Origin of the sequence: Ornithinimicrobium faecis (assembly GCF_023923225.1) — a bacterium.
GTDB lineage: Bacteria > Actinomycetota > Actinomycetes > Actinomycetales > Dermatophilaceae > Ornithinicoccus > Ornithinicoccus faecis.
Window position 1 is genome coordinate 1614607 of record NZ_CP099489.1, and the last position, 23126, is coordinate 1637732.

Annotated in this window: 21 protein-coding genes; 20 read left to right on the forward strand and 1 reads right to left on the reverse strand. The window is 67.0% G+C overall.

Annotated elements, in window-relative coordinates:
- Nucleotides 1-4 precede the first annotated feature (4 nt).
- The 20 genes from NF556_RS07480 (at nt 5) to pgeF (ending at nt 22093) form a co-directional block, all read left to right on the forward strand.
- A complete protein-coding gene (locus NF556_RS07480) occupies nt 5-1441 on the forward strand; it encodes a UDP-N-acetylmuramoyl-tripeptide--D-alanyl-D-alanine ligase (protein ID WP_306271425.1) in 1437 nt (478 codons plus the stop codon).
- Entirely contained in the window at nt 1441-2556 is a 1116-nt protein-coding gene (gene mraY, locus NF556_RS07485; RefSeq protein ID WP_252594996.1) for a phospho-N-acetylmuramoyl-pentapeptide-transferase, read from the forward strand. Before NF556_RS07480 ends, mraY begins: the two co-directional genes overlap by 1 nt.
- Entirely contained in the window at nt 2553-4052 is a 1500-nt protein-coding gene (murD, locus tag NF556_RS07490) for a UDP-N-acetylmuramoyl-L-alanine--D-glutamate ligase (RefSeq protein WP_252594997.1), read from the forward strand. Before mraY ends, murD begins: the two co-directional genes overlap by 4 nt.
- Nucleotides 4049-5302 (forward strand): FtsW/RodA/SpoVE family cell cycle protein, encoded by a 1254-nt coding sequence (locus tag NF556_RS07495; RefSeq protein ID WP_252594998.1) that lies wholly within the window; start codon nt 4049-4051, stop codon nt 5300-5302. The genes murD and NF556_RS07495 overlap by 4 nt, the downstream gene beginning before the upstream one ends.
- A gap of 13 nt (nt 5303-5315) precedes the next feature.
- A complete protein-coding gene (murG, locus tag NF556_RS07500; protein WP_252594999.1) occupies nt 5316-6485 on the forward strand; it encodes an undecaprenyldiphospho-muramoylpentapeptide beta-N-acetylglucosaminyltransferase in 1170 nt (389 codons plus the stop codon).
- Nucleotides 6482-7969: a UDP-N-acetylmuramate--L-alanine ligase gene (gene murC / locus NF556_RS07505; RefSeq protein WP_252595000.1), complete on the forward strand. Its 1488-nt coding sequence runs from the start codon at nt 6482-6484 to the stop codon at nt 7967-7969. Before murG ends, murC begins: the two co-directional genes overlap by 4 nt.
- Nucleotides 7966-8835: a cell division protein FtsQ/DivIB gene (locus NF556_RS07510; RefSeq protein ID WP_252595001.1), complete on the forward strand. Its 870-nt coding sequence runs from the start codon at nt 7966-7968 to the stop codon at nt 8833-8835. The genes murC and NF556_RS07510 overlap by 4 nt, the downstream gene beginning before the upstream one ends.
- A 211-nt stretch (nt 8836-9046) precedes the next feature.
- Entirely contained in the window at nt 9047-10351 is a 1305-nt protein-coding gene (ftsZ, locus tag NF556_RS07515; RefSeq protein WP_252595002.1) for a cell division protein FtsZ, read from the forward strand.
- 546 nt (nt 10352-10897) lie between these two features.
- Nucleotides 10898-11089, forward strand: coding sequence for a Flp family type IVb pilin (locus NF556_RS07520; protein ID WP_252595003.1), 192 nt, complete (start codon nt 10898-10900; stop codon nt 11087-11089).
- A gap of 115 nt (nt 11090-11204) precedes the next feature.
- A complete protein-coding gene (locus NF556_RS07525) occupies nt 11205-11609 on the forward strand; it encodes a TadE/TadG family type IV pilus assembly protein (protein WP_252595004.1) in 405 nt (134 codons plus the stop codon).
- Entirely contained in the window at nt 11597-12589 is a 993-nt protein-coding gene (locus NF556_RS07530) for a TadE/TadG family type IV pilus assembly protein (protein WP_256829876.1), read from the forward strand. The genes NF556_RS07525 and NF556_RS07530 overlap by 13 nt, the downstream gene beginning before the upstream one ends.
- 109 nt (nt 12590-12698) lie before the next feature.
- On the forward strand, nt 12699-13481 hold the full coding sequence (locus NF556_RS07535) for a CpaB family protein (protein WP_252595006.1): 783 nt from the start codon (nt 12699-12701) through the stop codon (nt 13479-13481).
- 164 nt (nt 13482-13645) lie between these two features.
- Nucleotides 13646-14668, forward strand: a complete 1023-nt coding sequence (locus NF556_RS07540) for a CpaE/TadZ family protein (RefSeq protein WP_252595007.1) — start codon at nt 13646-13648, stop codon at nt 14666-14668.
- Nucleotides 14665-16128: a TadA family conjugal transfer-associated ATPase gene (locus tag NF556_RS07545; protein ID WP_252595745.1), complete on the forward strand. Its 1464-nt coding sequence runs from the start codon at nt 14665-14667 to the stop codon at nt 16126-16128. Before NF556_RS07540 ends, NF556_RS07545 begins: the two co-directional genes overlap by 4 nt.
- On the forward strand, nt 16125-17087 hold the full coding sequence (locus NF556_RS07550; RefSeq protein WP_252595008.1) for a type II secretion system F family protein: 963 nt from the start codon (nt 16125-16127) through the stop codon (nt 17085-17087). The genes NF556_RS07545 and NF556_RS07550 overlap by 4 nt, the downstream gene beginning before the upstream one ends.
- A gap of 7 nt (nt 17088-17094) precedes the next feature.
- On the forward strand, nt 17095-17988 hold the full coding sequence (locus NF556_RS07555) for a type II secretion system F family protein (protein ID WP_252595010.1): 894 nt from the start codon (nt 17095-17097) through the stop codon (nt 17986-17988).
- Between the two features lie 34 nt (nt 17989-18022).
- A complete protein-coding gene (locus NF556_RS07560) occupies nt 18023-19150 on the forward strand; it encodes a DivIVA domain-containing protein (RefSeq protein WP_252595011.1) in 1128 nt (375 codons plus the stop codon).
- A 55-nt stretch (nt 19151-19205) separates the two neighbouring features.
- Nucleotides 19206-19676, forward strand: a complete 471-nt coding sequence (locus tag NF556_RS07565; RefSeq protein ID WP_252595013.1) for a tetratricopeptide repeat protein — start codon at nt 19206-19208, stop codon at nt 19674-19676.
- Between the two features lie 205 nt (nt 19677-19881).
- Nucleotides 19882-21270: a M14 family zinc carboxypeptidase gene (locus NF556_RS07570; protein WP_252595014.1), complete on the forward strand. Its 1389-nt coding sequence runs from the start codon at nt 19882-19884 to the stop codon at nt 21268-21270.
- Between the two features lie 70 nt (nt 21271-21340).
- Nucleotides 21341-22093 (forward strand): peptidoglycan editing factor PgeF, encoded by a 753-nt coding sequence (gene pgeF / locus NF556_RS07575; protein WP_252595015.1) that lies wholly within the window; start codon nt 21341-21343, stop codon nt 22091-22093.
- Between the two features lie 9 nt (nt 22094-22102).
- On the opposite strand, the gene NF556_RS07580 is transcribed toward pgeF, so the two are convergent.
- Complete coding sequence (locus NF556_RS07580) at nt 22103-23098, reverse strand: helix-turn-helix domain-containing protein (protein ID WP_252595016.1); 996 nt, start codon at nt 23096-23098, stop codon at nt 22103-22105.
- Between the last annotated feature and the right edge of the window lie 28 nt (nt 23099-23126).

Genomic DNA, 23126 nt, shown 5'->3' on the forward strand with positions numbered 1-23126 from the left:
CGAGATGTCCCTCGGCGAGATCGCCGAGGCAACCGGCGGCCAGGTGCACCCGGCGACGGCCGCAGACATCAGGGTCACCGCGAGCGTGGTCACCGACTCCCGTGGGGTCGAGCACGGCGGGCTGTATGTCGCTCGCCTGGGTGAGCACGCGGACGGTCACGACTACGTGGGGTCGGCTGCCGAAAAGGGCGCCGTCGGCGCCCTGACCCAGCGGGTCGTCACCGAGCTGCCCTGCGTCGTGGTCTCCGACACCACCGACGGCTTCGCCGCGCTGGGTCGTGAGGTCGTGGACCGCTGCACCGCGGCTGGCGGCCTGCAGATCGTCGGCATCACCGGCTCCTCGGGCAAGACCTCCACCAAGGATCTCGCCGCCCAGGTGATCGAGCGGCTCGGCCCCACGATCGCGCCCATCGCGTCCTACAACTCCGAGGTCGGCGTGCCGCTGACCGTGTGCCGCCTCACCGAGGAGACCCAGTTCCTGGTCGCCGAGATGGGCGCCTCCGGTGTCGGCCACATCGACTTCCTGACCGCGGTCGCGCCCCCGCGCATCGGCGTGGTGCTCAACGTGGGCACCGCCCACCTGGGCGAGTTTGGCAGCCGCGAGGCGATCGCCCACACCAAGGCCGAGCTCGTGCGGGCCCTGCCCGACGACGGCCTGGCCGTGCTCAACGCCGACGACCCGATCGTGGTCGCGATGGCCGAGCAGACCAGCGCGCGCGTGCTCACCGTCGGCCTCAGCCCGGACGCTGACGTGCGCGCCGACGAGGTCGAGATCAACGTGCGCGGCCAGGCGGCCTTCACCATGCACCTGCCCGGTGCGGAGCCGGTGCGCGTCGCGCTGAAACTGCACGGCCCCCACCACGTGGGCAACGCGCTGGCCGTGGCCGCCGTCGCCGCCGAGTGGGGCATGCCCGTCGCGGAGATCGCCGAGGCGCTGGGGGAGGCCGGGGTGGTCAGCCGCTGGCGCATGGAGGTGCACGAGCGGGCCGACGGCGTGACGATCGTCAACGACGCCTACAACGCCAACCCCGACTCGATGCGGGCCGCCCTGCGCTCCCTGGCCGTGATGCGCAGCCAGGGGGCCGCCGTCGCGGTCGTCGGCGAGATGCGTGAGCTGGGCGAGGACTCCGTGGCCGAGCACCGCGCGATCGGAGAGCTCGCCGCGGGGCTGGGCATCGACACCCTGGTGGCCGTGGGCGAGGGAGCGATCCCCGTCGCCGAGGCCTTCGACGAGGCCGGCGGCGCCAACACGCACCAGTGCCCCGACACCGACGCCGCCCGTGAGCTGCTGGACCAGATCCTCGCGCCCGGCGACGTGGCCCTGCTGAAGTCCAGCCGCGACTCCGGCCTGCGCTTCCTCGGTGACGCCCTGGTCGACGACGCCCCCACCAACGACGCCACCACCAACGAGGGCACCAACCACGAGGGCACGGTGCCCTGATGGTGACGATCGTCCTGGCGGCCGGGATCTCGATGATCGTGGCCCTGTTCGGCACGCCGCTGTTCATCAAGTTCCTGGTGCGGCGCCAATACGGCCAGTTCATCCGCGACGACGGCCCGACCAGCCACCACACGAAGCGCGGCACCCCGACCATGGGTGGCGCGGTGATCATCGCCGCCACCCTGATCGGCTATGCCGGCGCGCACGCCATCATCTGGACCATCGACGCCACCGGGCTGATGGACTTTGGCGGCAGCTCGATGAGCATCAGCGGTCTGCTCGTGCTCTTCCTGATGGCCGGGCTGGGGCTGGTGGGCTTCGCCGACGACTTCACCAAGATCTCCAAGGAGCGCAGCCTGGGCCTGCGCTCCCACGAGAAGCTCATCGGACAGACCACGGTCGCGGTGATCTTTGCCGTGCTGGCGCTGCAGTTCCCCGGCGACGCCTTCCGCACCCCGGCCAGCACCGCCGTCAGCTTCGTGCGTGACCTGCCCCTGGACTTCGCGGTGTTCGGCACCGTCGGCGGCCTGATCGCGTTTGTCATCTGGGCCAACGTGATGATCGCCGGGGCCTCCAACGGGGTGAACCTGGTCGACGGGCTCGACGGCCTGGCCACCGGCGCCTCGGTGATGGCCTTCGGCGGCTATGTGCTGATCGGCATCTGGCAGTTCAACCAGAACTGCCAGATCACCCCCGGGCCGAACTGTTATGACGTGCGCGACGCCCACGACCTGGCCGTGGTCGCCGCCTGCATCGCCGGCGCCTGCTTCGGCTTCCTGTGGTGGAACGCCTCACCGGCCAAGATCTTCATGGGCGACACCGGCTCCCTGGCCCTCGGTGGCGCGCTGGCCGGTCTGGCGATCACCACCCACACCCAGCTGCTGATGATCCTGATGGGCGGCCTGTTCGTCATCGTGACGATGTCGGTGATCATCCAGGTCACCTCGTTCAAACTGACCGGCAAACGGGTCTTCCGGATGGCGCCGCTGCACCACCACTTTGAGCTGCTCGGGTGGCACGAGGTCACCATCGTGGTCCGCTTCTGGATCGTGCAGGGGCTGTGCGTGGCGGCCGCCCTGGGCATCTTCTATGCCGAGTGGGTGGTGTCGCTGTGAGCGAGCGGGTGGCCGGGCTGACCTCCCGGGAGTCCGACTGGGCCGGGCTGCGCACCGTGGTGACCGGCCTCGGGGTCAGCGGGTTTGCCGCAGCCGACGCGCTGCTCGAGCGCGGCGCCCAGGTGATCGTCGTGGACGCCGGCAACGGCTCCACGGACCAGGCTGAGCGCGCCCGCATCCTGGAGATCCTGCGCGCCGACGTGCGACTGGGTCCCGAGCACGTCACCGACCTTCCCTCGTATGCCGAGGGGCCAGTGGACCTGGTCGTCACCTCTCCCGGCTGGCGCCCAGACCAACCGGTGCTGGCCGCGGCGGCGAGTGTCGGCATACCGATCTGGGGGGAGGTTGAGCTGGCCTGGCGGATGCGCTCGGCCGCCGGGGGAGCGCCGTGGCTGACCGTCACCGGCACCAACGGCAAGACCACCACCGTGCAGATGCTCGCCTCGATCCTGCGGGCGGCGGGGCTGCGCACGATCGCCGCCGGCAACGTGGGCACGCCGATCCTCGAGGCGATCATGGACCCCGAGCCCTATGACGTGATCGCCGTCGAGCTGTCCAGCTTTCAGCTGCACTGGTCGGAGTCGATCTCCGCGCTGGCCTCGTGCGTGCTCAACGTGGCCCCCGACCACCTCGACTGGCACGGCGGGCTGGACGCCTATGCCGCGGCCAAGGCCAAGATCTATGAGCACACCCAGGTGGCGTGCGTCTATAACCACGATGACTTGGCCACCGAGACGATGGTCGAGGAGGCCGACGTCATCGAGGGCTGCCGGGCGATCGGCTTCACGCTCGGCACGCCGCACCGCTCGATGCTCGGGCTGGTCGAGGACGTGCTGGCCGACCGGGCCTTCATCGAGGAGCGCGAGTCCTCGGCCGCCGAGCTGGCCACGCTGCGCGACGTGCCCGGGGGCGCCGACGGGGCACCACCGCCGCACCTGGTCGCCGACGCCCTCGCGGCCGCCGCGCTGGCGCGCGCTGCTGGCGTGCCGCCGGCCGCGGTGCAGGCCGGGCTGCGTGCTTTCGTGCCCGACACCCACCGGATCACCGAGGTCGGTGCGGTGGACGGCGTCCGGTTTGTCAACGACTCCAAGGCCACCAACCCGCACGCCGCGGCCGCGTCGCTCTCTGCCTATGAGCACATCGTGTGGATCGCCGGCGGTCAGCTCAAGGGCGCCGAGGTCGACGACCTGGTCGCCGGGGCGGCCGGTCGACTGCGCGGGGCCGTGCTGCTGGGGCAGGACCGCGACCAGATCGCGGCGGCACTGACCCGACACGCGCCGCAGATCCCCGTCGTGGAGGTGCCCAGCGCCGACACTAGTGATGTGACGGTTGTGATGGATGAGGCGATTGAGGCAGCCCTGAGCCTGGCTGAGCCAGGCGACGTGGTGCTGCTCGCGCCCGCCGCGGCGTCGCTGGACATGTTCGCGCACTACGGAGCCCGGGGTGACATCTTCACCCAGGCGGTGCGACGAAGGGCCGGGCAGGGCGAGTCATGACGACGTGGCCGATCCGCCGCGATGAGCAGGGGCGGGAGTCGGTCGCCGCCGGCATCGGAGAGCGGCTGCGCTCGCCCGTGGCGCCCTACTATCTGCTGCTGACCGCCACCGGACTGCTGGTCTCGATCGGTCTGGTCATGGTCCTGTCGGCCAGCAGCGTCGGGTCCTATCAGTCCTCCGGCAACTCCTACAAGGTCTTCCTCAACCAGTTGATGTTTGCTGGGATGGGCATCGTGCTGGGCCTGATCGCCAGCCGGATCCCGGTGCGGGTCTGGAAGTGGCTGGCGCCCTGGGGCATGCTCGGCGCGATCGGCCTGCAGGCGCTGGTGTTCTCCCCGCTGGGGACGGACTTCCAGGGCAACCGCAACTGGATCAGCCTGGCCGGCTTCACCCTGCAGCCCTCCGAGTTTGGCAAGGTCGCCCTGGTCGTGTTCGGCGCCGCGGTGCTGACCAAGAAGCGCAAGGTGCTCGGGCGGATCAGCCACGTGCTCATCCCGTTTGTCTTCCCCGGGGCCTTCCTGCTGATCGGGCTGGTCCTGGCCGGCCACGACCTGGGCACCGTGCTGATCCTGGTGGCCATCACCGGCGGCATGATGTTCGGTGCCGGGGTGCAGGCGCGCTATTTCGTCGCCGTCGCCGGGCTGGCGGCTGCGGGCGCGGCCTACATGGCCGTCGGCAGCGCCAACCGGATGGAGCGCATCCAGGCCTGGATCGGCAACATCTGCGTCAACCCCGACGTGCAGGGCTGCTTCCAGAAGGTCCACGCGGAGTATGCCCTCGCCGACGGCGGCTGGTGGGGCCTGGGCCTGGGTGGCAGCAAGGAAAAGTGGGGCCTGCTGCCTGAGCCGCACAATGACTTCATCCTCGCGATCATCGGCGAGGAGCTGGGCCTGCCCGGCACGCTGACCGTGATGCTGCTGTTTGTGGTCATCGCCTATGCCTGCTATCGCATCGTGGTGACCAGCACCGACTTCTTTGTGCGCATCGCGGCCGTCGGGATCATGGTCTGGCTGGTCGCGCAGGCGATGCTCAACATCGGCTCGGTCATCGGCATGCTGCCGATCATCGGCGTGCCGCTGCCGCTGGTCTCCTCCGGCGGATCGGCCCTGATCGCCGCCCTGATCGGCATGGGGATCCTGCTGTCGCTGGCTCGCTCCCTGCCCGGGGCGAAGGCCTCGCTCGGGAGCAAGCCCTCACTGCTGCGGCGTACCCTGGCAGTGGTGCCGGCTCCCCGGCTCCGGCGACGTTGATCGGAGCGGCTCCATGAACACCCCACCCCCCTCGGGCTCGGCCTCCGAGCACTCAGCCGGTGCTCGGCATACGGCCCTGTCAGTCGTGCTGGCCGGTGGCGGCTCGGCCGGTCACGTCAACCCACTGCTGGCCACCGCCGACGCCCTGCGCGCCGCCGACCCGGACTGCCGCATCACGGTCCTGGGGACCGCCGACGGACTGGAGGCACGCCTGGTGCCCGAGCGCGGCTATCGCCTCGAGCTGGTGCCCAAGGTGCCCTTCCCGCGCCGCCCCAACACTGCGGCGCTGAAGTTCCCGGTGACGCTGCGCCGCTCGATCACCCGCGCCGCCGACCTGATCCGCGAGGCGCAGGCCGACGTGGTCGTCGGCTTCGGTGGCTATGTGGCCACGCCGGCCTATCTGGCCGCGCGCCGCACCCGCACGCCGATCGTCATCCACGAGCAGAACGCGCGCCCCGGGCTGGCCAACAAGCTCGGCGCCCGGTTCACCGCCCACGTGGCCACCACCTTTCCCAGCACGCCGCTGCCGGGTGCCGAGGTGATCGGGCTGCCGATGCGCGCCGAGATCGCCGACCTGGACCGCGCCGAGCTGCGCGAGGAGGGGCTGGCGCACTTCGGGCTGCGCGACGACCGCACCACGCTGCTGGTCTTTGGCGGCTCCCTGGGCGCCCAGCGGCTCAACCAGGCCTTCGGCCAGGCCGCCGACGACCTGCGCGCCGCCGGGGTGCAGGTGCTGCACCTGACCGGCGGTGGCAAGAGCGTGGACCTGACGGAGTCGGACACGGACGGTGCTGGCACGGGGGAGACCCCCTATGTGGCCGTCGACTACACCGACCGGATGGACCTGGCGTATGCCGTGGCTGACCTGGTCGTCGCCCGCGCCGGGGCAGGGACCGTGTGTGAGCTGACCGCGGTCGGGTTGCCGGCGATCTATGTGCCGCTGCCGATCGGCAACGGTGAGCAGCGCCTCAACGCCCAGGACGTCGTGGCCGCCGGTGGCGGGCTGCTCGTCGACGACGCCTCGGTCACCCCGCAGTGGGCGCGCGAGAGCGTCCTGCCGCTGCTGGCCGATCGCGACCGCCTCGCGCAGATGGCTGACGCCGCTGCGGTGATGGGCAACCGGGACGCCGCCGAGGTGCTGGCACAGCGGGTCATCTCGGCAGCGCGGAGATCCACGGCATGACGTCGGGAGTCAACGACCGGTTCGACTTCACCGCCCCGGTGCCACCGGTGGCCGACCTCGGACCGGTCCACTTCATCGCCATCGGCGGCTCCGGCATGTCCGGGGTCGCGCGGATGTTCCTGGCCGCCGGCGTGGCCGTCTCTGGCTCGGATGCGCGGGACTCGGCGACGCTGCGGGCCCTGGAGGCCGAGGGGGCGGCGGTCTTCGTCGGTCAGGCGCCCGAGAACCTGTCGGCGGATGTCCAGACCGTCGTGATCTCCTCGGCCATCCGCGAGAGCAACCCCGAGCTCGCTGCCGCACGGGAGCGGGGCCTGCGGGTGCTGCACCGCGCCCAGGGCATCGCCGCGCTGCTGCCGGGGCGGGCCGCCGTGGCTGTGGCCGGTGCCAACGGCAAGACGACCACCTCCGGCATGCTGACCGTCGCCCTGCAGCACTCGGGGGCCGACCCGGCCTATGTCCTGGGCTCGCAGTTGACCACGGACGACGGGCGCGGCACCAACGCTGCTCCGGGGACCGGGCCGTTCGTGATCGAGGCCGACGAGAGTGACGGGTCGTTCCTGACCTATCACCCCGACGTCGCGATCGTCACCAACATCAAGCCGGATCACCTGGACTTCTATGGTGACCTGGCGACCATCGAGGCGACCTTCGTGCGCTTTGCCAAGACGATCGCGGCCGACGGGCTGCTGGTGGCCGCGGCCGATGACCGTGGCGCTGCCACGCTGGCCGCGACCCACCACGAGGCCGGGGGAGCGGTGGCCACGTTTGGCACCGACGAGAGCGCCGACGTGTGGCTGACCGAGCTGCGCCCCGATGCGATGACCGCGACCGCGCACCTGACCTGGCAGCGCGACCTGACCGCCCCCAACGGCACGACTGTGGCGGCCGGGACGACCCGCACGCTGAGCGTGCCGATGCCGGGCGCCCACAACCTGGCCAACGCCGCGGCCGCACTGGTGGCGGCCACTGCAGGCCTCGGGCAGGACCTGGACGCCGTCCTGGCGGGCCTGGCGGCCTATCCGGGCACCCACCGCCGCTTCGAGCGCGTGGGCGAGGCAGCCGGCGTGTTGGTGATCGACGACTATGCCCACAACCCGGACAAGGTGGCCGCTGTGGTGCGTGCCGGACGCGGCCTGGTGGACACCGGCGGGGGACGCCTGGTCGTGCTCTTCCAGCCGCACCTGTTCTCGCGCACCCGCGACTTTGCCGCCGACTTCGCCGCCGGGCTGTCGGGCGCCGATGTCGTGGTGCTGCTGGACGTCTTCGCCGCCCGCGAGGACCCGATCGAGGGCGTCAGCGGAGCGAGCATCGCCGACCTGGTGGACGGCCCCGAGGTGCACTATGTGCCTGAGCGGGACGCCGTCGTGGAGACGGTCGCCGGGCTGCTGCAGCAGGGCGATCTGGTGCTGACCGTGGGTGCCGGGGACATCACCGAGCTCGGCGCCCCGCTGGTGGCCCGTCTGACCGAGCGCGGTGCCCAGTGACCAGCAAGAAGGACCGAGACCTCAACAAGACGTCGAGGTCTGAGAAGGCTCGCACCTATCGCTGGGGCAAGCGCAAGGGGCAGCCCAAGGCGCACCCTCGACTGCGGCAGCGTGCGGCGGAGGTGCGGCGTCGCCCGTGGCGTGTGGTGGCTGCCCTGGCGGTGGTGCTCGCGCTGGTTGGCGCCGTGGTCTTCCTGTTCGGCTTCTCGAGCGTCTTTGAGGTCGAGGAGGTCACCGTGGCCGGCGCCGAGGGCGAGCTTGCTGAGGGCGCCCAGGAGGCTGCGCAGACGCAACTTGGCACGCCGCTGGCGCGGGTCGACGGCGAGGCCGTGGAGGCACTCGTGCTGGAGGACCTGCGGATCGCCACGGCCGAGGTGGGCCGCAACTGGCCCTCGGGGCTCACCCTCGACCTGACGTTGCGTGAGCCTGCGCTGGCCATCAAGCAGAGCGGCGTCAAGGACATCCAGCTCGTGGACGCCGCCGGCGTGGTCTATGACAGCGTCAAGGAGGCACCCAAGGGGGTCCCGAGCGCCCAGGTGAAGATGACGGGCGACGACCTCGACCCGGGCCACCTGGTGGCGCTGCAGGGGCTGCGGGACTCCCTGCCTGAGTCCGTGGCCGATGAGTCTGCTGCGCTGACGCTGACCAAGACCGGTGACATCCAGTTCACCGTGGGCAACATCGAGGTCGTGTGGGGCGACGGCAGCAACAGCCAGCTCAAGGGCCGTGTGCTCGAGGGCCTGCTCGACCAGGAGGGCCTGGATCCCGATGCAGACGTCCCCGCCGCGGGGCCGATGCGGATCGATCTGAGCACCCCGGCAACGCCGGTGGTGACCGGTCTGAGCATCCAGCAGCCGGAGGACTAGGGGGCGGAAAGGCCCCTGAACGTTCAGGGGCCTGCCTGTGCCGCGCGGCTGTTCAGGGGGCTGAACCTTTACTTTAGGTGCAGCGGGCTGGGCGTGCTCGGAGTGAGGACGTATGCTCGCACGATAGCGAGCACGCCAACTCCCGGTCCGGAGTCATTGGTGCTGCCCGCTGCACAGTCTTAAGCAGGACTCCTTAAGGAAGGTTCCACCCGTGTCCTCAGCGCAGAACTACCTGGCCGTCATCAAGGTCGTCGGCATCGGCGGCGGTGGCGTCAACGCCATCAACCGGATGATCGATGTCGGCCTCAAGGGCGTCGAGTTCATCGCCATCAACACTGACGCCCAGGCGCTGCTGATGAGTGATGCCGACGTCAAGCTCGACGTGGGCCGTGAGCTCACCCGTGGTCTCGGCGCCGGCGCCGACCCGGAGGTCGGCCGCAAGGCTGCAGAGGACCACATGGAGGAGATCGAGGAGGCCCTGCGCGGCGCCGACATGGTCTTCGTGACCGCCGGCGAGGGTGGTGGCACCGGCACGGGTGGCGCGCCGGTCGTGGCCAAGGTCGCCAAGTCTCTCGGCGCGCTGACCATCGGTGTGGTCACCCGCCCGTTCACCTTCGAGGGCCGCCGCCGCGCCAACCAGGCCGAGACCGGCATCGGCAGCCTCCGCGAGGAGGTCGACACCCTGATCGTCATCCCGAACGACCGGCTGCTGTCGATCTCCGACCGCCAGGTCTCCATGCTCGATGCCTTCCGCAGCGCCGACCAGGTCCTGCTCTCTGGTGTCCAGGGCATCACCGACCTGATCACGACCCCGGGTCTGATCAACCTCGACTTCGCCGACGTCAAGTCGGTCATGCAGGGGGCCGGCTCGGCCCTGATGGGCATCGGCTCGGCCCGCGGTGAGGACCGCGCCGTCCAGGCCGCCGAACTCGCGATCTCCAGCCCGCTGCTCGAGGCCTCCATCGAGGGCGCCCACGGTGTGCTGCTCTCTGTGCAGGGTGGCTCCGACCTCGGTCTGTTCGAGATCAACGAGGCAGCCCGACTGGTGCAGGAGGCCGCGCACCCCGAGGCCAACATCATCTTCGGTGCCGTCATCGACGACTCGCTCGGAGATGAGGTGCGCGTCACCGTGATTGCCGCCGGCTTCGACGGGGGAGCGCCCATGCAGCGCTCCGACGACAGGGCACTCGGCCAGGTGCAGGCAGGTGGGACCAATCGTCCTCCGGCGCAACAGGGTCAGCCCCAGCAGGGTCAGCCGCAGCAGCGCCCGGCACAGCAGCCTCAGCAGGGCCAGCCCGCCCGTGCGCCACAGCAGGCGCCCGCGCAGCAGGGACAGCCCCAGCAGCAGCCCGCACAGGCTCCTCAGGGGCAGCCGCAGGCCGCTCCGGCCCAGCAGGGTCAGCCGAGGCCTCAGCAGGGCCAGCCGGCCGCCCAGCCGCAGCAGCCGCCGCGTCAGCCCCAGCCGGTGACGTTCGACGACTCCGACGACCTGGACGTGCCCGACTTCCTCAAGTGAGTCCCAGGTTTAGTCGCGTTCACGGACGGGTAAAGCCCCGGTAAAGCGCGTGCAACCACCAAGCGCCCCAGCCACATTGGCTGGGGCGCTTGCTTTTTGTGCAGGACGGTGTCAGGATCCTCTCAGGTTCCTCGCCCCAGGAGCCTGCATGGCCCCCTGAATCACTCCACGCACCCTCCTGTTGCGGTCCGCGAGCTTGGACCGGCCCGGGCGGTGTTTCCCCTGTTCACAGGGCTGTCGTTGTCGTGATCACCCCGCCTGCAGACGCCTCCCGGGCCGCGGCCAGCTGCGCAACCCTGGGCGGCCGGTGACGCCCCCGCCAAGCCCTCACGTCCACCTCGCCGTTAGGTCATGTTCAGGTCAAGGTACCGTCAAGTACTGTTATGGAAACGTTATAGAACTGGCTTGTGCAACGTTCAACCGTGTGTCACAGTTCTCTCAGGTTCCGGTGAGCAACCGGGACTTACCCCCACAGTCGGGAGCACTCCCGACGTTTCCCCATTAAGGGCGCCAGCGGCGCCATCACCCTTGAAAGAGGAGACTTCCATGCTCGCTATTGAGTACTTCCTAGGTGCCGTTCGCGACAAGTTCGAGGACAAGGAGAAGGGCGCGACGGCCGTGGAGTACGGCCTCCTCGTGGCCCTGATTGCTGCGGTCATCGTCGGTGTTGTTGCCCTGCTCGGAGGTAAGATTCTGACTGCCTTCACCAAGGTGAACTCCGCGCTGCCCGGCACCTGAGCCGTAAGGAATATCCGGATTGTGTGCGGCGGCGCGGTGTCTGACTACAGACACCGCGCTGCCGAGCTCAATGAGAAGTTAATGAGTTTCCCGCGCATCCACCAAGGTAGGGATTATGGAGCTGTTGTTCAGAGGTCAGCGAGACTTGGGCGCGGCTGCTGTCGAGTTCGCCTTGGTCGCCCTGATGCTCGTCATGATCCTCTTTGGGACGATCGAGTTCGGCCGGTTCTGGATGATCCAGTCGTCCCTGTCCCAGATTGCCCGCGAAGGCGTTCGTGAGATGGCCATCAATGGTCAAGAAGGTCCCACCTCGGCGAACAAGCTGATGGCCGACCGCGTCCTAGCACTCAACCTCGAGGTCGCACCGGCCGTCTCGGCAGATGCCCCTGGTGGAAAATGCTCCGTGGGCGAGACCGCGACAGCTGTCATTACCGCGTCGGGGGTCTCCACGATGACAGGCATCGACTTCTGGGGTGCCATCGACCTCAAGGGAAAGGCTGAGATGAGATGCGGCGGTTGACCCGGCTTTTCCGTAGTGATGCCGAGCGCGGAGCGACCGCGATCGTCGTTGCTCTCCTGATGACTGTGATCCTCGGATTCGCCGGCCTCGCGATCGATCTCGGCGCCTCATATGCCAAGCACACAGAGCTCCAGACTGGCGCCGACGCCGCGGCTCTCGCTCTAGCGCAGGGCTTCGGCACCGATAAGTGTAAGAAGACAGGCAGTGTCACCTCGGAAGCCACGACGTGGGTCCAGGGCAACGTGCTTAACGACAGCGGTGCCGCGCACGGTGATCCTGAGTGCCTTGCGGTCAATAGAGTCAAGGTTGTCGCAGACGCAACGCTGGATCACTGGTTCATGCCCGTCGTGGGTAAGTCCAGCAGTGACCTGACTGCCGACGCTACGGTCGAGTGGGGCAAGCCTGTTGCTGGGACCACGGTGCCTCTGACGATCTCTGCCTGCAGCTTCGAGAAGCAAGTAAATAAGCCAGATTTGAACAAGATGGTTACCATCTGGCTGCCTAAGCCCAACGGTGAGGGCGAAGATTGTGACTGGCACGATGATTATCCCTCTGGTGGCTTTGGTGTCCTCGATAACACTGCTTGCAAGACAGAGATTGCAGTCCCTGCCTGGGAAGTCGGCTCAGCGCCAGGCGGATCTGGTTGGAGCAACTGCGAAGACATGGGTCCGATGGGCCAAGTGCACCTCTTCCCAATCTATGATGCCTACGAGAAGCAGGGGCAACAGGCGACCTATCACCTGAAGCAGTTCGCGGCCTTCGAGTTACATGGAATCAAGTTTCAGCAAGGCAGTACTAAAACCTATGGAGACTGCTCCGATGGTGTTCCGTCCACGCCGCCAGAGTGGGCCGGCAAGGAGCAGAATGCGTCATGTATCGTAGGGAAGTTCCTTAAGTATGTGGAATTGGAAGACGTTGACTTCGAGATTGTTGCCCCTAAGTCTAGTGACACCACAATTATTATTCGTCTGATCGACTGAGAGACCTGTCATGATACGCCGTATTGTTGCCGCCTTCGCGGCTCTGGTCCTGGCCGCTGTTGGCGTTTTCCTCGTGCTGTCTTACGCAAACACAGCAGACGACCGTGCCATGGCCGACATGGAGACGGTCAACGTCCTCGTGGCCACGGGGGAGATCCCAGAGGGTACGCCCGCCGATCAACTGGGCGAGCTCGTAGCAGTCAAAGCGGTGCCAGCGAAGTTCGTTGTCGATGACGCAATTTCGGACGTCGGCGACCTAGGCAGTGAGTTGTCGACCGTTTCTCTGACAGCCGGTGAGCAGCTGACTAGTGCACGCTTCGCCGACGTCGAAGACCTTCGGGCACAGGGAGAGTTCCCCATTCCGGACGGGGCTGCGAATCTGCACCAGTTGACGATCGACCTGCCGAACCCACAGGCGCTGGGTGGCAGCATCGCCCCGGGTGACACTGTTGGCCTCTTCTCAACCTTCGAGCTTTCGCCCCCGACCGGGTGGGTCGAAGGCCCTGATGGTGAGTTGTTGTGGAACCCCGACGCTGCTCGGACCAACGACCCGAACACAAGTGGCAGCGAAGACGAGAAGGGCTCTGAAGATGGTGGGAGCTCAGCAACGAACGAGTCCATCACTTACACGGACCTCGTTCTGGACAAGGCGCTCGTCGTGCGGGTTGAGGGCGGCTACATCGCCACCACGTCCGAAGACGAAGAAGATGCACGGGCGCAGGACACCATCCACGTCACCCTCGCCCTTGAACCCCAGGACGCGGCGATGGTCATCCAATCCATGCAGACTGGCTCAGTCTGGTTGACGTTGTCGCCCGAGGGTGCTGACGAAGCTGACATCGACGCGGTTATCCCCGCGGCCCCAGCGCGTGTGGCAGGAGTCGTGGAATGAGCTCGGTGATTCTTGCCAGCGCGTCCACGGACCTTGCCCGCCGCGTGAGGTTGGCCTCCGGGGACAACCTCTTCGTGCTCGCTCCGGAACAGGTGCCGAGTGGACCGGCGCAGCTGCTCGGTCTCAGCAATGGCACCGGGCCAGTCGAGGCCGTCATGCTGGACGTGACCCGCGAGGAGACTCTTGACGATTCGCTCGGCCTGGCCGGGCGGTTCCAGGAGCAGTTCCCACTCGTTGCCATGCTGCTCATCACGGATCGACCGACGGAGTTGGCGCTCCCCGCACTGCGCGCTGGCGTGCGTGATCTCGTCGAACCCGATATATCTGTGGACGCTATGCGTTGGACACTGCGCCATGCGATCGAGAAGGCCGGGGCAAGTGGTGCGTCGTCGGACGATCCTCAGTCGGTCGGCCGGGTCATCACTGTGGCATCTCCCAAGGGCGGGGTGGGCAAGACGACTCTCGCGACCAACCTGGCCGTGGGACTGGCGCAGCAGTCACCGACTGGCACTGTGCTCGTCGACCTTGACATCCAGTTCGGCGACGTGAGTGCGGCGCTGGACCTTGACCCGACATACACCATTGGGGATGCGGTGCACGGGTCCACGCTGCGCGATGCCACGGGGTTGAAGACTCTGCTGACCAAGCATTCCACTGGCCTCCATGTGCTGTGTGGGGTGAAGTCGCCGGTCGAAGCTGACGAGATCACCGCGGAGGACGTGTCCACCATCATCGGTCTATTGAAGGCCGAGTTCCGTTATGTGGTGATCGATACGGCACCGGGACTTGTTCCCCACACGCTCTCTGCCCTCGACCACACCACCGACCTGGTGCTCGTTGCGAGCCTTGACGTGCCCAGTGTCCGGGGGCTGCGCAAGGAACTTGAGTTGCTCGAAGAGCTCGAGCTGCCTCCCGCAACGAGACACGTCGCAGTCAACATGGTGGGCCGTGGAGGAGGACTGTCCGTCGCGGATGTCGAGGCTACGATCGGCCGCCCCGTCGACTTCGTCATTCCACGCTCCCCCAAAATCATTGCATCAACGAATCGTGGTCGGCCGCTCCTCCAGGAACCCGGGCGAGACAAACTACGTCGAGACCTCACCCAGATCGTGGACCGCTTCAGTCCCATCACCGCCCGCAAGCCCGGCCTGGATTGGTCGGGGCGCCACCGAGGAGCAGCGTCATGAATCTGGGTCAACGACTCGCGGCAGCCAAGCAACCGACGTTGTCAGTTCGAGAATCGGTCAGCGGGGCTGGGACTGCGACCGCTGAAAGAGCCAAGGGCGATGGTGACGCTCCGGTGACGCCGGCGCCAATTCTCCCCGCCCCTCATGTGAAGCCTGCCGTGAGCCATGGCTCAGATGCCCTGGCCACCCTCAAGGCCGAGGCGCGAGACCAGTTGTTCGCCCGGCTGGGATCCCGGCTCAGCGACACGTCACTCGACGAGACGCAACTGCACGAGCTGGTACGCAAGGAGCTCACGCAACTAGTCCAAGCGACTGAGACGCCGCTCAAGAGCGACGAGAAGCGTCGCCTGATCCGCGAGGTCACTGACGATGTTCTCGGCTACGGTCCACTGCAGTCGCTGTTGGATGACGATGATGTCACGGAGATCATGGTCAACGGTCCTGACAACGTCTATATGGAACGTGCTGGACGCCTGACCAAGTCGGATGTCCGGTTCTCTGGAGAAGAGCACCTCCGCCGGGTGATCGAACGCATCGTCACCCGCGTCGGTCGACGCATCGATGAGTCGTCCCCATTGGTTGACGCACGACTCGAGGATGGCTCGCGCGTCAATGCCATCATCCCACCGCTGGCCTTCAGCGGCTCCACATTGACGATCCGCAAGTTTGGCAAGGTGCCGCTCAAGGTGGACGACCTCGTCGCCAAGGACAGCCTGTCTCCTCAGACGGTGGACCTGCTCCAGGCGTGTGTCCAGGCCAAGCTCAACGTGCTGGTGTCGGGAGGCACCGGCACAGGAAAGACCACATTGCTCAACGTCTTGTCGTCGTTTATTCCGGGCGATGAGCGCATAGTCACTATCGAGGACGCAGTGGAGTTGCAGCTCCAGCAGGACCATGTGGTCCAGCTCGAGGCACGTCCCCGCAACATCGAAGGTCGGGGCGAAGTCACGATCCGCGACCTCGTCCGCAACTCCCTGCGCATGCGGCCAGACCGAATCATCGTCGGTGAGGTCCGGGGTGGGGAGAGCCTGGACATGCTGCAAGCGATGAACACGGGTCACGAGGGTTCTCTCTCCACCCTGCACGCCAACACGCCGCGTGACGCCATGGGTCGACTGGAGACGATGGTGTTGATGGCTGGCATGGATCTGCCGCTGCGGGCGATCCGTGAGCAGATCGCCTCGGCGATCGATGTGATCGTTCACCTGACACGTCTGCGGGATGGCACACGCCGGGTCACCCACGTCACCGAGGTGCAGGGCATGGAGGGCGACGTCATCACGCTCCAGGACGCCTTCACCTTCGACTATCAGGCGGGGGTGGATCACACCGGCAAGTTCCTCGGCTCCACGCGCTTCACCGGCGTGCGCCCGCACTTCACTCAGCGCATCCTCGACCAGGGGATCGAGTTGTCTCCCACGATCTTTGAAGTTCCAGATCGCAAGGGCGCACGGCGATGAGCCGGTGGGACGTGTTGACCAACGATCCCAACGTGGTGTGGTGGGCCGCTGGTGCCCTTGCGCTCGCGGTGGCCATCGCGGCCTGGGTCTTCCTCGTCCCGACGCGGACCCTGCCCCTGGAACGACGTCGCTATGGCGTCACGGCGGACCCCTCAGCCCTCACTAAGGCTACGAACGCCAGCACCACGCTCATTGACAAGGTGCTGCGACGTCGGGGCCGCCTCGACTCCATGGCCCATTCACTCGACCTGGCGGGAATCAAGCGCTCTGTCCCCGAATTCATCGTCCTTGTGGGAGCTGCCGCGCTGGTCGCGTTGGCGTTCGGCACAGTCCTCGGCGGCATGGTCCTAGCCATCATGCTTGGCGGGCTGGCAGTCGCTGGAGGAGTCTTGTTCGTGAGCGTCCGAGCCAGCCGGCGTCGCGCCGACTTTGCCGATCAGCTCGACGACCTCGTCCAGTTGCTGGGCAGCAACATGCGGGCCGGCCACAGCGTGTTGCAGGGGATGGATTCCGTCGCGCATGAACTCGAAGAGCCCGGGGCTAGTGAGATCGGCCGCATCGTCAACCAGGTGCGCGTTGGCCGCGACCTCGGGGAAGCGATGGACGAGACCGCGGAACGGATGGACAGCGATGACTTCCGCTGGATCGCACAGGCGATCGCCATCCACCGACAGGTGGGCGGCAACCTCGCCGAGGTGATGGACACCGTCGGCGAGACGATCCGGGAGCGCAACCAGATCCGCCGCCAGGTGAAGGCGCTTGCGGCGGAAGGCAAGCTGTCGGCCTACGTGCTGGCCGCTCTTCCTTTCCTGGTCACGCTCGCGCTCTTGGTGCTGAACCCCGAATACATGGGACAACTCACCGAGAGCGTCGTCGGCTACGCGATGATCCTGATGGCGTTCGTGCTCTTAGCAATCGGTTCGTTCTGGCTGAGCAAGCTCGTAAAGATCAAGTTCTGAGGACGCCATGGACAACCTGAACACCCTCATCTTCGTTGCGGCTGGCTGCGTCGCGGTCGCGCTGCCGCTGCTGGCCTTCGCCTTCACGGCCAGACCAGATGCTGCACGGCAGCAGACGCTGCACAATCTCAACCGCGACATCAGCGCAGCAGCCGTTCTCGAGGGCCCGCAGGTCACCGGCGGGGGCCTGGTCAGGCTCGCGCGATCCCTTACGCCAATGGCATCTGTCCGCTGGATCGACAGGCTGCTGAGCCGGGCCGGTCGTCCTGGAGCCTGGCCGCTGGAGCGCGTCCTGGTGATGAAGGTGGTGCTCACAGCTGTCGTGGTTGCCTTGGGATTCGCCGTGGGCGCCTCGAATCCGTCGTTCAGGACCGTCGTCTTCGTGGTCGGGTTCTCGGCGCTGGCATGGATTACGCCAGAACTGCTGCTTTACAGCCGAGGCCAGGAGCGCCGCCAGTCAATCCAGGAGAAACTGCCAGACGCGATGGACCAGTTGACGATCGCGGTCGAGGCAGGTCTGGGTTTTGAGGCTGCCATGGCCCACGTCGCGCGTCATGGCGAGGGCCCACTGTCTGACGAGCTCATCCGGACGTTGCAGGACATTCAGGTGGGCCGGCCGCGGAGGATGGCCTACTCCGACCTTGCCGAGCGCACTCAGGTCAAAGACCTGGGACGCTTCGTCCGCGCGCTTAATCAGGCCGAGACCAACGGCATCTCGATCGGCAGAGTCCTTGCAACGCAGGCCCGTGAGATGCGCATTCGTCGCCGCCAGCGGGCAGAGGAGAAGGCCATGCAGATCCCGGTCAAGGTTGTTTTCCCCCTGATTCTGTTTATCCTGCCCGTGCTCTTCATCGTTGTCATAGGCCCTGGTGCCCTCGGAATTATCGAAGCGTTCTCCTAGTAGCCCAGCTCCACACCAGAAAGGCGAATTCACCATGACTCTTGGGCCTGAGGACATCGTCCGCAAGACCTTCAACACAACTCGCTTCCGCGGCGGCTATGTCGTTGACGAGGTGGACGGCTTCCTTGAGGAGGTCGTTGCATCCCTGCGGCGGCTCACGAACCTTGCCGATGAGCACCAGGCGCAGATCCACACCCTCAAGTCCGGTGGCGGTACTGTCGCTCATGACCTAGAGGTGGAGACTGCACAGTTGGAGCAGGTGCGCCTCGAGCGTGACGCCATCGTCGGCGAACTCGCCGAAGCCGACAGTCGCGTCGCAGCGGCTCGCGAGGCTGCACTCGTCGCAGAGGAATCGCGAAACACGAGCCTTGAGGAGCTGCGCAAGCGCTTCGACGACGACTTGATCGAGCTTGAGCAGAAGGTCACCAATGCCCGCGCAACTGCGGATGCCGCCGAGCGCGAGAGTGCTCGAATCATCGCGATGGCCGAGGGTCAGGCAGAAGCCGCCCAGCAGCAGACAGCGATGCTTCGGGAACGACTGGCCGTGATGATCAACGAGGTGCGAGCCGCAGTGACAGGGCACCTGGGGGCCGACGCAGTTGAGGAACTCGTGCCGCTCACCTCGGAGTTGGAGACCGACCCGGTGGCCCAGGCGTCCGCGATGGCACTGCTCGCCGAACGCCTCCGACACGACCACCTCAGCGCCGGGCAGCGGGAGGCCGAGCGCATCCTGGGAGAGGCGGCCTTGGAGCGTGATGCCCTGGTCGCCGAGGGTGAAGAGGCGGTGGAAGCTGCCCGAAAGCGCGCAGCGGGGCTCCTCTCTCTTGCCCAGTCCGAGGCCGAGCACACCAAGGAAGGTGGGCGCAAGGCGGGAGAGAAGCTCCTGGCCGAAGCCCAGCGCACGCACGACGAGAAGCTCGCCTCAGCTGAGACGCAGGTCGTGCGCCTAGTCGACGACGCCCATGTCGAGAGGGACGCTGTCCTGGCCGACCTGTTGACCCGTCGTGAGGCGCTGGAAGGCAAGATTGCGGAGCTTGAGACCGTGCAGCGGGAGTACCGTCAGCGGCTCAGGTCGCTCATCAGCGAGCAACTGGCGGCAGTGGACACCGACGAATGGGAGCCGGTGGGTCCCGTTTCGCCCCAGCCTGCTCGCATCGCCTGATGTTCGCGCGGTTGACCGATTAGCCACGTGCTGCCTCCGGAAGTTGCTGCCTGAGATGGACGACGCCCAGCTCACCGAGGTGCTCGGGGTTCCGTGGGACGAGCTCGAGCCGCGGCACCAGGACATGGCCAGGGAGTTGCTGAATGATCCCGGTGCCCCGCACTGGGACAAGGCCGTGCAGTTCGCAGTGCACCTCATTGCGTTCCAGGGCGGCTATGACGGCGCGCTCGCACGCAAACTGAAGAGGCGAGCGAATGCGCTCCTGCGGGCGTTAGCCGAGGCCGGTGACCCTGAAAGCCAGCGAGAGTTGGGCCAGGCACTCCTGCACGGCGAGGGCATCACGAAGAATGCCGGCGAGGCTGTGGTCTGGCTGAACCGAGCGCTCGAACAGGGTGATGCCCGTGCTGCCTTCGACCTTGGTTGTGTCTACGAGCACCACCGGGGTGCCGTTCGTCAAGACTTGGACCGGAGCAAAGAGTACTTCCGGCTGGCTGAGGAGATGGGGCACGACCCGAGTCGCGGTTGAGACGTTGCCAGCTGGACGGTTCGGGCGCTTGCGGGAGATCCGCGTCCTGCGAGGCTAATCAGTTCCATGCTCGTATAGAGCAGGTATGGATCCAGTCGATTCTCTTGACCGGCTCGATGCGGCTCGCTAGCGTCCGAAGGCATCCACGGAAAGCCCCTGGCTCGCCACAGCGTGTGGTGTTCACGAACGTGAGGATGCCCAGCGCATGTCCCGAATCACCTCTTCGCCCCAGAAACGTGGTCGCCTGTTTCACGGGCTGACCGTCACGTCCGCACTGGCCGCGCTCGCCCTGTTGCCAGCGGCATTCCCTGCGACCGCGTCAGTGGAGGCACCTGTCACCGAGGCCGCCGCGGAGTCGCCCCTGCCCAGCGGCAACACGGACTATCGCACTCTGGCGGACTACGAAACTGACATGGATCAGTTGGTCAGCGACCACCCCGACCTGGTCGAGCCACTCACGCTCCCGTTTCCGACCTCCAGCGGACGCACGGTCCGGGGCATCGAGATCACCGACAACGTGAGCGCCAAGGATGGCAAGCCGGTCTTCGTCACGGTTGGGATGCACCACGGCAACGAATGGCCCTCGGGTGAGATGACGATGGAGTATGCGATCGACCTGGTGAACCGTGCCGCTGCCGGCGACCCGGAGGTCACGGCGCTCCTGGATCAAGCACGGGTTGTGGTTGTCCCTATCGTGAACGTCGACGGTTTCGTCAACAACCGGCGTCAGACCGACACCAACGTCGACATGAACCGCAACTATGGCTTCGGCTGGCTGCCCATCTCGACCAGCGGCGCCGAACCCTGGTCAGAGCCAGAGGCGAGGAACATCGAGTGGCTGCTGACCACGCGGCAGGCCACGACCTTTGTCACCCAGCACACGTGCATCCAGGTTGTGCTCTATCCGCCGCTGCAGTTGAAGGCTGGGCCGACGCAGGATGTCGACCGCCTGCACGACCTGGCGAGCCGAATGGCGACGCACTACGGCCCTGGCTACATCGCCCGCGACTCCGCTCATGACTACGAGACCACGGGGGAGGCCATCGACTGGGCCTACTTCGCCACCCGCGGCCTGGCGATCACCGCAGAGACCTGTCCGGACAGGGGCGTCGAGCGGACCTTTGAGACTCAGGTGGTCGACACGTATCCGGAGCACCGGTTGGCCATGAATGAGGGTCTGATCAACACGGCCAGCCCGGAGCAGCACGCGACCATCACCGGGAAGGCACCCAAGGATGCGGTGCTGCGGATCGAGCGCTCGTTTGAGATGTACACCCAGCCCTTCACCCAGGAGGATGGAACGGAACGCCCGGAGGCGTTCACGACGACGCACACCTCAGAGATGGAGTTGCCACACCCCAACGGCAAGTTCAGTTGGGCGGTCAACCCGTCCTATCTCCCCACGCCGCCATACCAGGCGGAGGGCATCGTGCCCGATCGGACGGGCTTCGATGACGAGCAGTGGATCCTGACCTGCGAACGTCCCGACGGCACCGTGCTGCAGACGGTCCCGGTTTCGGTTGACCTCGGAGAGAGCGTTGAGGTCAACCTCCAGGAGTGCAAGAAGAACTTCCACAAGAAGTCCATCGGGTAGCCGCGCTCGCAGCACGGCCATCGCCTCGCCAGTGTGGCTCGACAGTCGTGGGACTGACTACGCTCGGTCCATGTTCAGATGGCGGGAGCGAGAGCCGGGCGTCGGGCCGACCTATGGCGTCGACTGGGCGTTCACCGACCGTGCCGGAGGAGTGAGCGCCGGTCCCTATGACTCGCTGAACCTCGGTGCCCACGTCAATGACGACCCAGGGGCGGTCTCCCGGAACCGTGGCCGCGTGGCGCAGGCGTTTGAACTGGACGCCGCAGATCTGCGGTTTATGCGTCAGGTCCACGGCACCGCAGTGGCCTGGGCCAGCAGCAAGCTGCACGCGGGGGAGCAGGACGCTGACGTGCTCATCACCGACGACCCCGATGTGGCCCTTGTCGTCCTGGTCGCTGACTGCACCCCGATCCTGCTGCTCGATCGCACGGAGGGGCTGGTCGCTGCAGCGCATGCTGGTCGTGTCGGCTTCACCACCGGCGTGGTCGGTGCTGCACTGGAAGCGTTACGCGACAGGGGAGCCCGCGACATCGAGGCGGTCGTCGGGCCTTCGGTCTGCCCACGCTGCTATGAGGTGCCGGCAGACCTCCGGGAGGAGGCCGCGGAGGCCAGCCCCGCGGCATACTCAGTGTCTCGCACCGGAACTCCTGCCATTGACGTCGCTGCCGGTGTGGTGGACCACCTCCAGGCTGCCGGCGTCGCGGTCACCTGGCTGTCCGGCTGCACACGCGAGGACAAGACGCTGTTCTCCCATCGCCGCGACGGGGTCAGCGGCCGCTTCGCGGGAGTGATCCGGCTGCTCCCACCCGAGGATGCAGCCTGAGTCGAGGCCTCACTCGGCGTGGGATCGCTCTTGGAGCTGGGTCGCGGCCCGGAAGCCGGCCTGGAAGCGGGTGCGGCTGTCGAGCTGGTCGAACAGGACCTGCAACCTGCGCTGGAGCGTGCGGGCACTGACCCCGAGCTGGCGTGCCACGGCCTCGTCTTGCATGCCGCTGGCCAACAGCGACACCATCTCGCGCTCGAGGTCGTCGGGGCGTGCCGCCCCCGGATCTGACGTCGACAGATCCATCGGTGCGGCCGTGCGCCACAGAGCCTCGAACAGAGAGATCAGCGCATCGAGCAGAGCGCTGGAGTGCACCACCAGGGCGCTTTCCACGGACACGTCGTGCGAGGTCAGGGGGAGCAGGGCGAACTTGGCGTCGATCACCGTCAGCTTGGTGGGGATCTCGGCGATCCGCACGACCTCGCCCTTGCCCATCGCGCGCTGGACATTGGCCATCATCGCGGGCAGGTCGAACGCGCTGGGGGCATAGATGCACCGCACCGAGACCCCGCGGCGCATGGCCGCCTCCTGGGTGACGTTGGGTTGAGCGATGTCGATGGCAAACGGTGGTTTGACCAGGCCCAACACCTCGTGCTGAGCGGCCTCGTGCAGCTGATAGAACCGGCGGGCGATGGCCTCGCCGCCGGTCACCACCTCCAGGAGCTCCTCTGGACGCTCGGCCGAGTGGATCGCCTCCTCGGCCATCAGCACGCTCGCGGCGGCTCGGCTGGAGGCCACCTCGTCCTGCCTGCGGGCGGCGAGGGCGTCGACGGCCACGCTGGGTGGCGTCGCCGTCAGGCGCAGCGGCCGTCCGGGGAGCCTGCTGACCAGGCCCAGCTCCTCCAAGTTGGGCACCATCCGGCGCAGCGCCTCGGTCGAGATTTGCGCGCGCTCCGCCAGTGAGGACAGCGTCGTGGGGCCCGTCCCGAGGAGGGCGCGATAGGTCGTCTCCTCCGCCGTGGACACGCCGAGACCGCCGAGTAGGGAGCCGCGTTGCTCTGCCACGTTCCACCTTCTGGTTGGCCAGTTATCG

Excerpts from the sequence above, each read along its gene's own strand:
- pgeF (WP_252595015.1), top strand. The coding sequence starts at position 21,341 with ATGTTCAGATGGCGGGAGCGAGAGCCGGGCGTCGGGCCGACCTATGGC.
- NF556_RS07570 (WP_252595014.1), top strand. The coding sequence starts at position 19,882 with ATGTCCCGAATCACCTCTTCGCCCCAGAAACGTGGTCGCCTGTTTCAC.
- NF556_RS07530 (WP_256829876.1), top strand. The coding sequence starts at position 11,597 with ATGCGGCGGTTGACCCGGCTTTTCCGTAGTGATGCCGAGCGCGGAGCG.
- NF556_RS07520 (WP_252595003.1), top strand. The coding sequence starts at position 10,898 with ATGCTCGCTATTGAGTACTTCCTAGGTGCCGTTCGCGACAAGTTCGAG.
- NF556_RS07480 (WP_306271425.1), top strand. The coding sequence starts at position 5 with ATGTCCCTCGGCGAGATCGCCGAGGCAACCGGCGGCCAGGTGCACCCG.
- NF556_RS07560 (WP_252595011.1), top strand. The coding sequence starts at position 18,023 with ATGACTCTTGGGCCTGAGGACATCGTCCGCAAGACCTTCAACACAACT.
- murC (WP_252595000.1), top strand. The coding sequence starts at position 6,482 with ATGACGTCGGGAGTCAACGACCGGTTCGACTTCACCGCCCCGGTGCCA.
- NF556_RS07495 (WP_252594998.1), top strand. The coding sequence starts at position 4,049 with ATGACGACGTGGCCGATCCGCCGCGATGAGCAGGGGCGGGAGTCGGTC.
- murG (WP_252594999.1), top strand. The coding sequence starts at position 5,316 with ATGAACACCCCACCCCCCTCGGGCTCGGCCTCCGAGCACTCAGCCGGT.
- NF556_RS07565 (WP_252595013.1), top strand. The coding sequence starts at position 19,206 with ATGGACGACGCCCAGCTCACCGAGGTGCTCGGGGTTCCGTGGGACGAG.
- NF556_RS07555 (WP_252595010.1), top strand. The coding sequence starts at position 17,095 with ATGGACAACCTGAACACCCTCATCTTCGTTGCGGCTGGCTGCGTCGCG.
- NF556_RS07545 (WP_252595745.1), top strand. The coding sequence starts at position 14,665 with ATGAATCTGGGTCAACGACTCGCGGCAGCCAAGCAACCGACGTTGTCA.
- mraY (WP_252594996.1), top strand. The coding sequence starts at position 1,441 with ATGGTGACGATCGTCCTGGCGGCCGGGATCTCGATGATCGTGGCCCTG.
- NF556_RS07525 (WP_252595004.1), top strand. The coding sequence starts at position 11,205 with ATGGAGCTGTTGTTCAGAGGTCAGCGAGACTTGGGCGCGGCTGCTGTC.
- NF556_RS07535 (WP_252595006.1), top strand. The coding sequence starts at position 12,699 with ATGGCCGACATGGAGACGGTCAACGTCCTCGTGGCCACGGGGGAGATC.
- NF556_RS07550 (WP_252595008.1), top strand. The coding sequence starts at position 16,125 with ATGAGCCGGTGGGACGTGTTGACCAACGATCCCAACGTGGTGTGGTGG.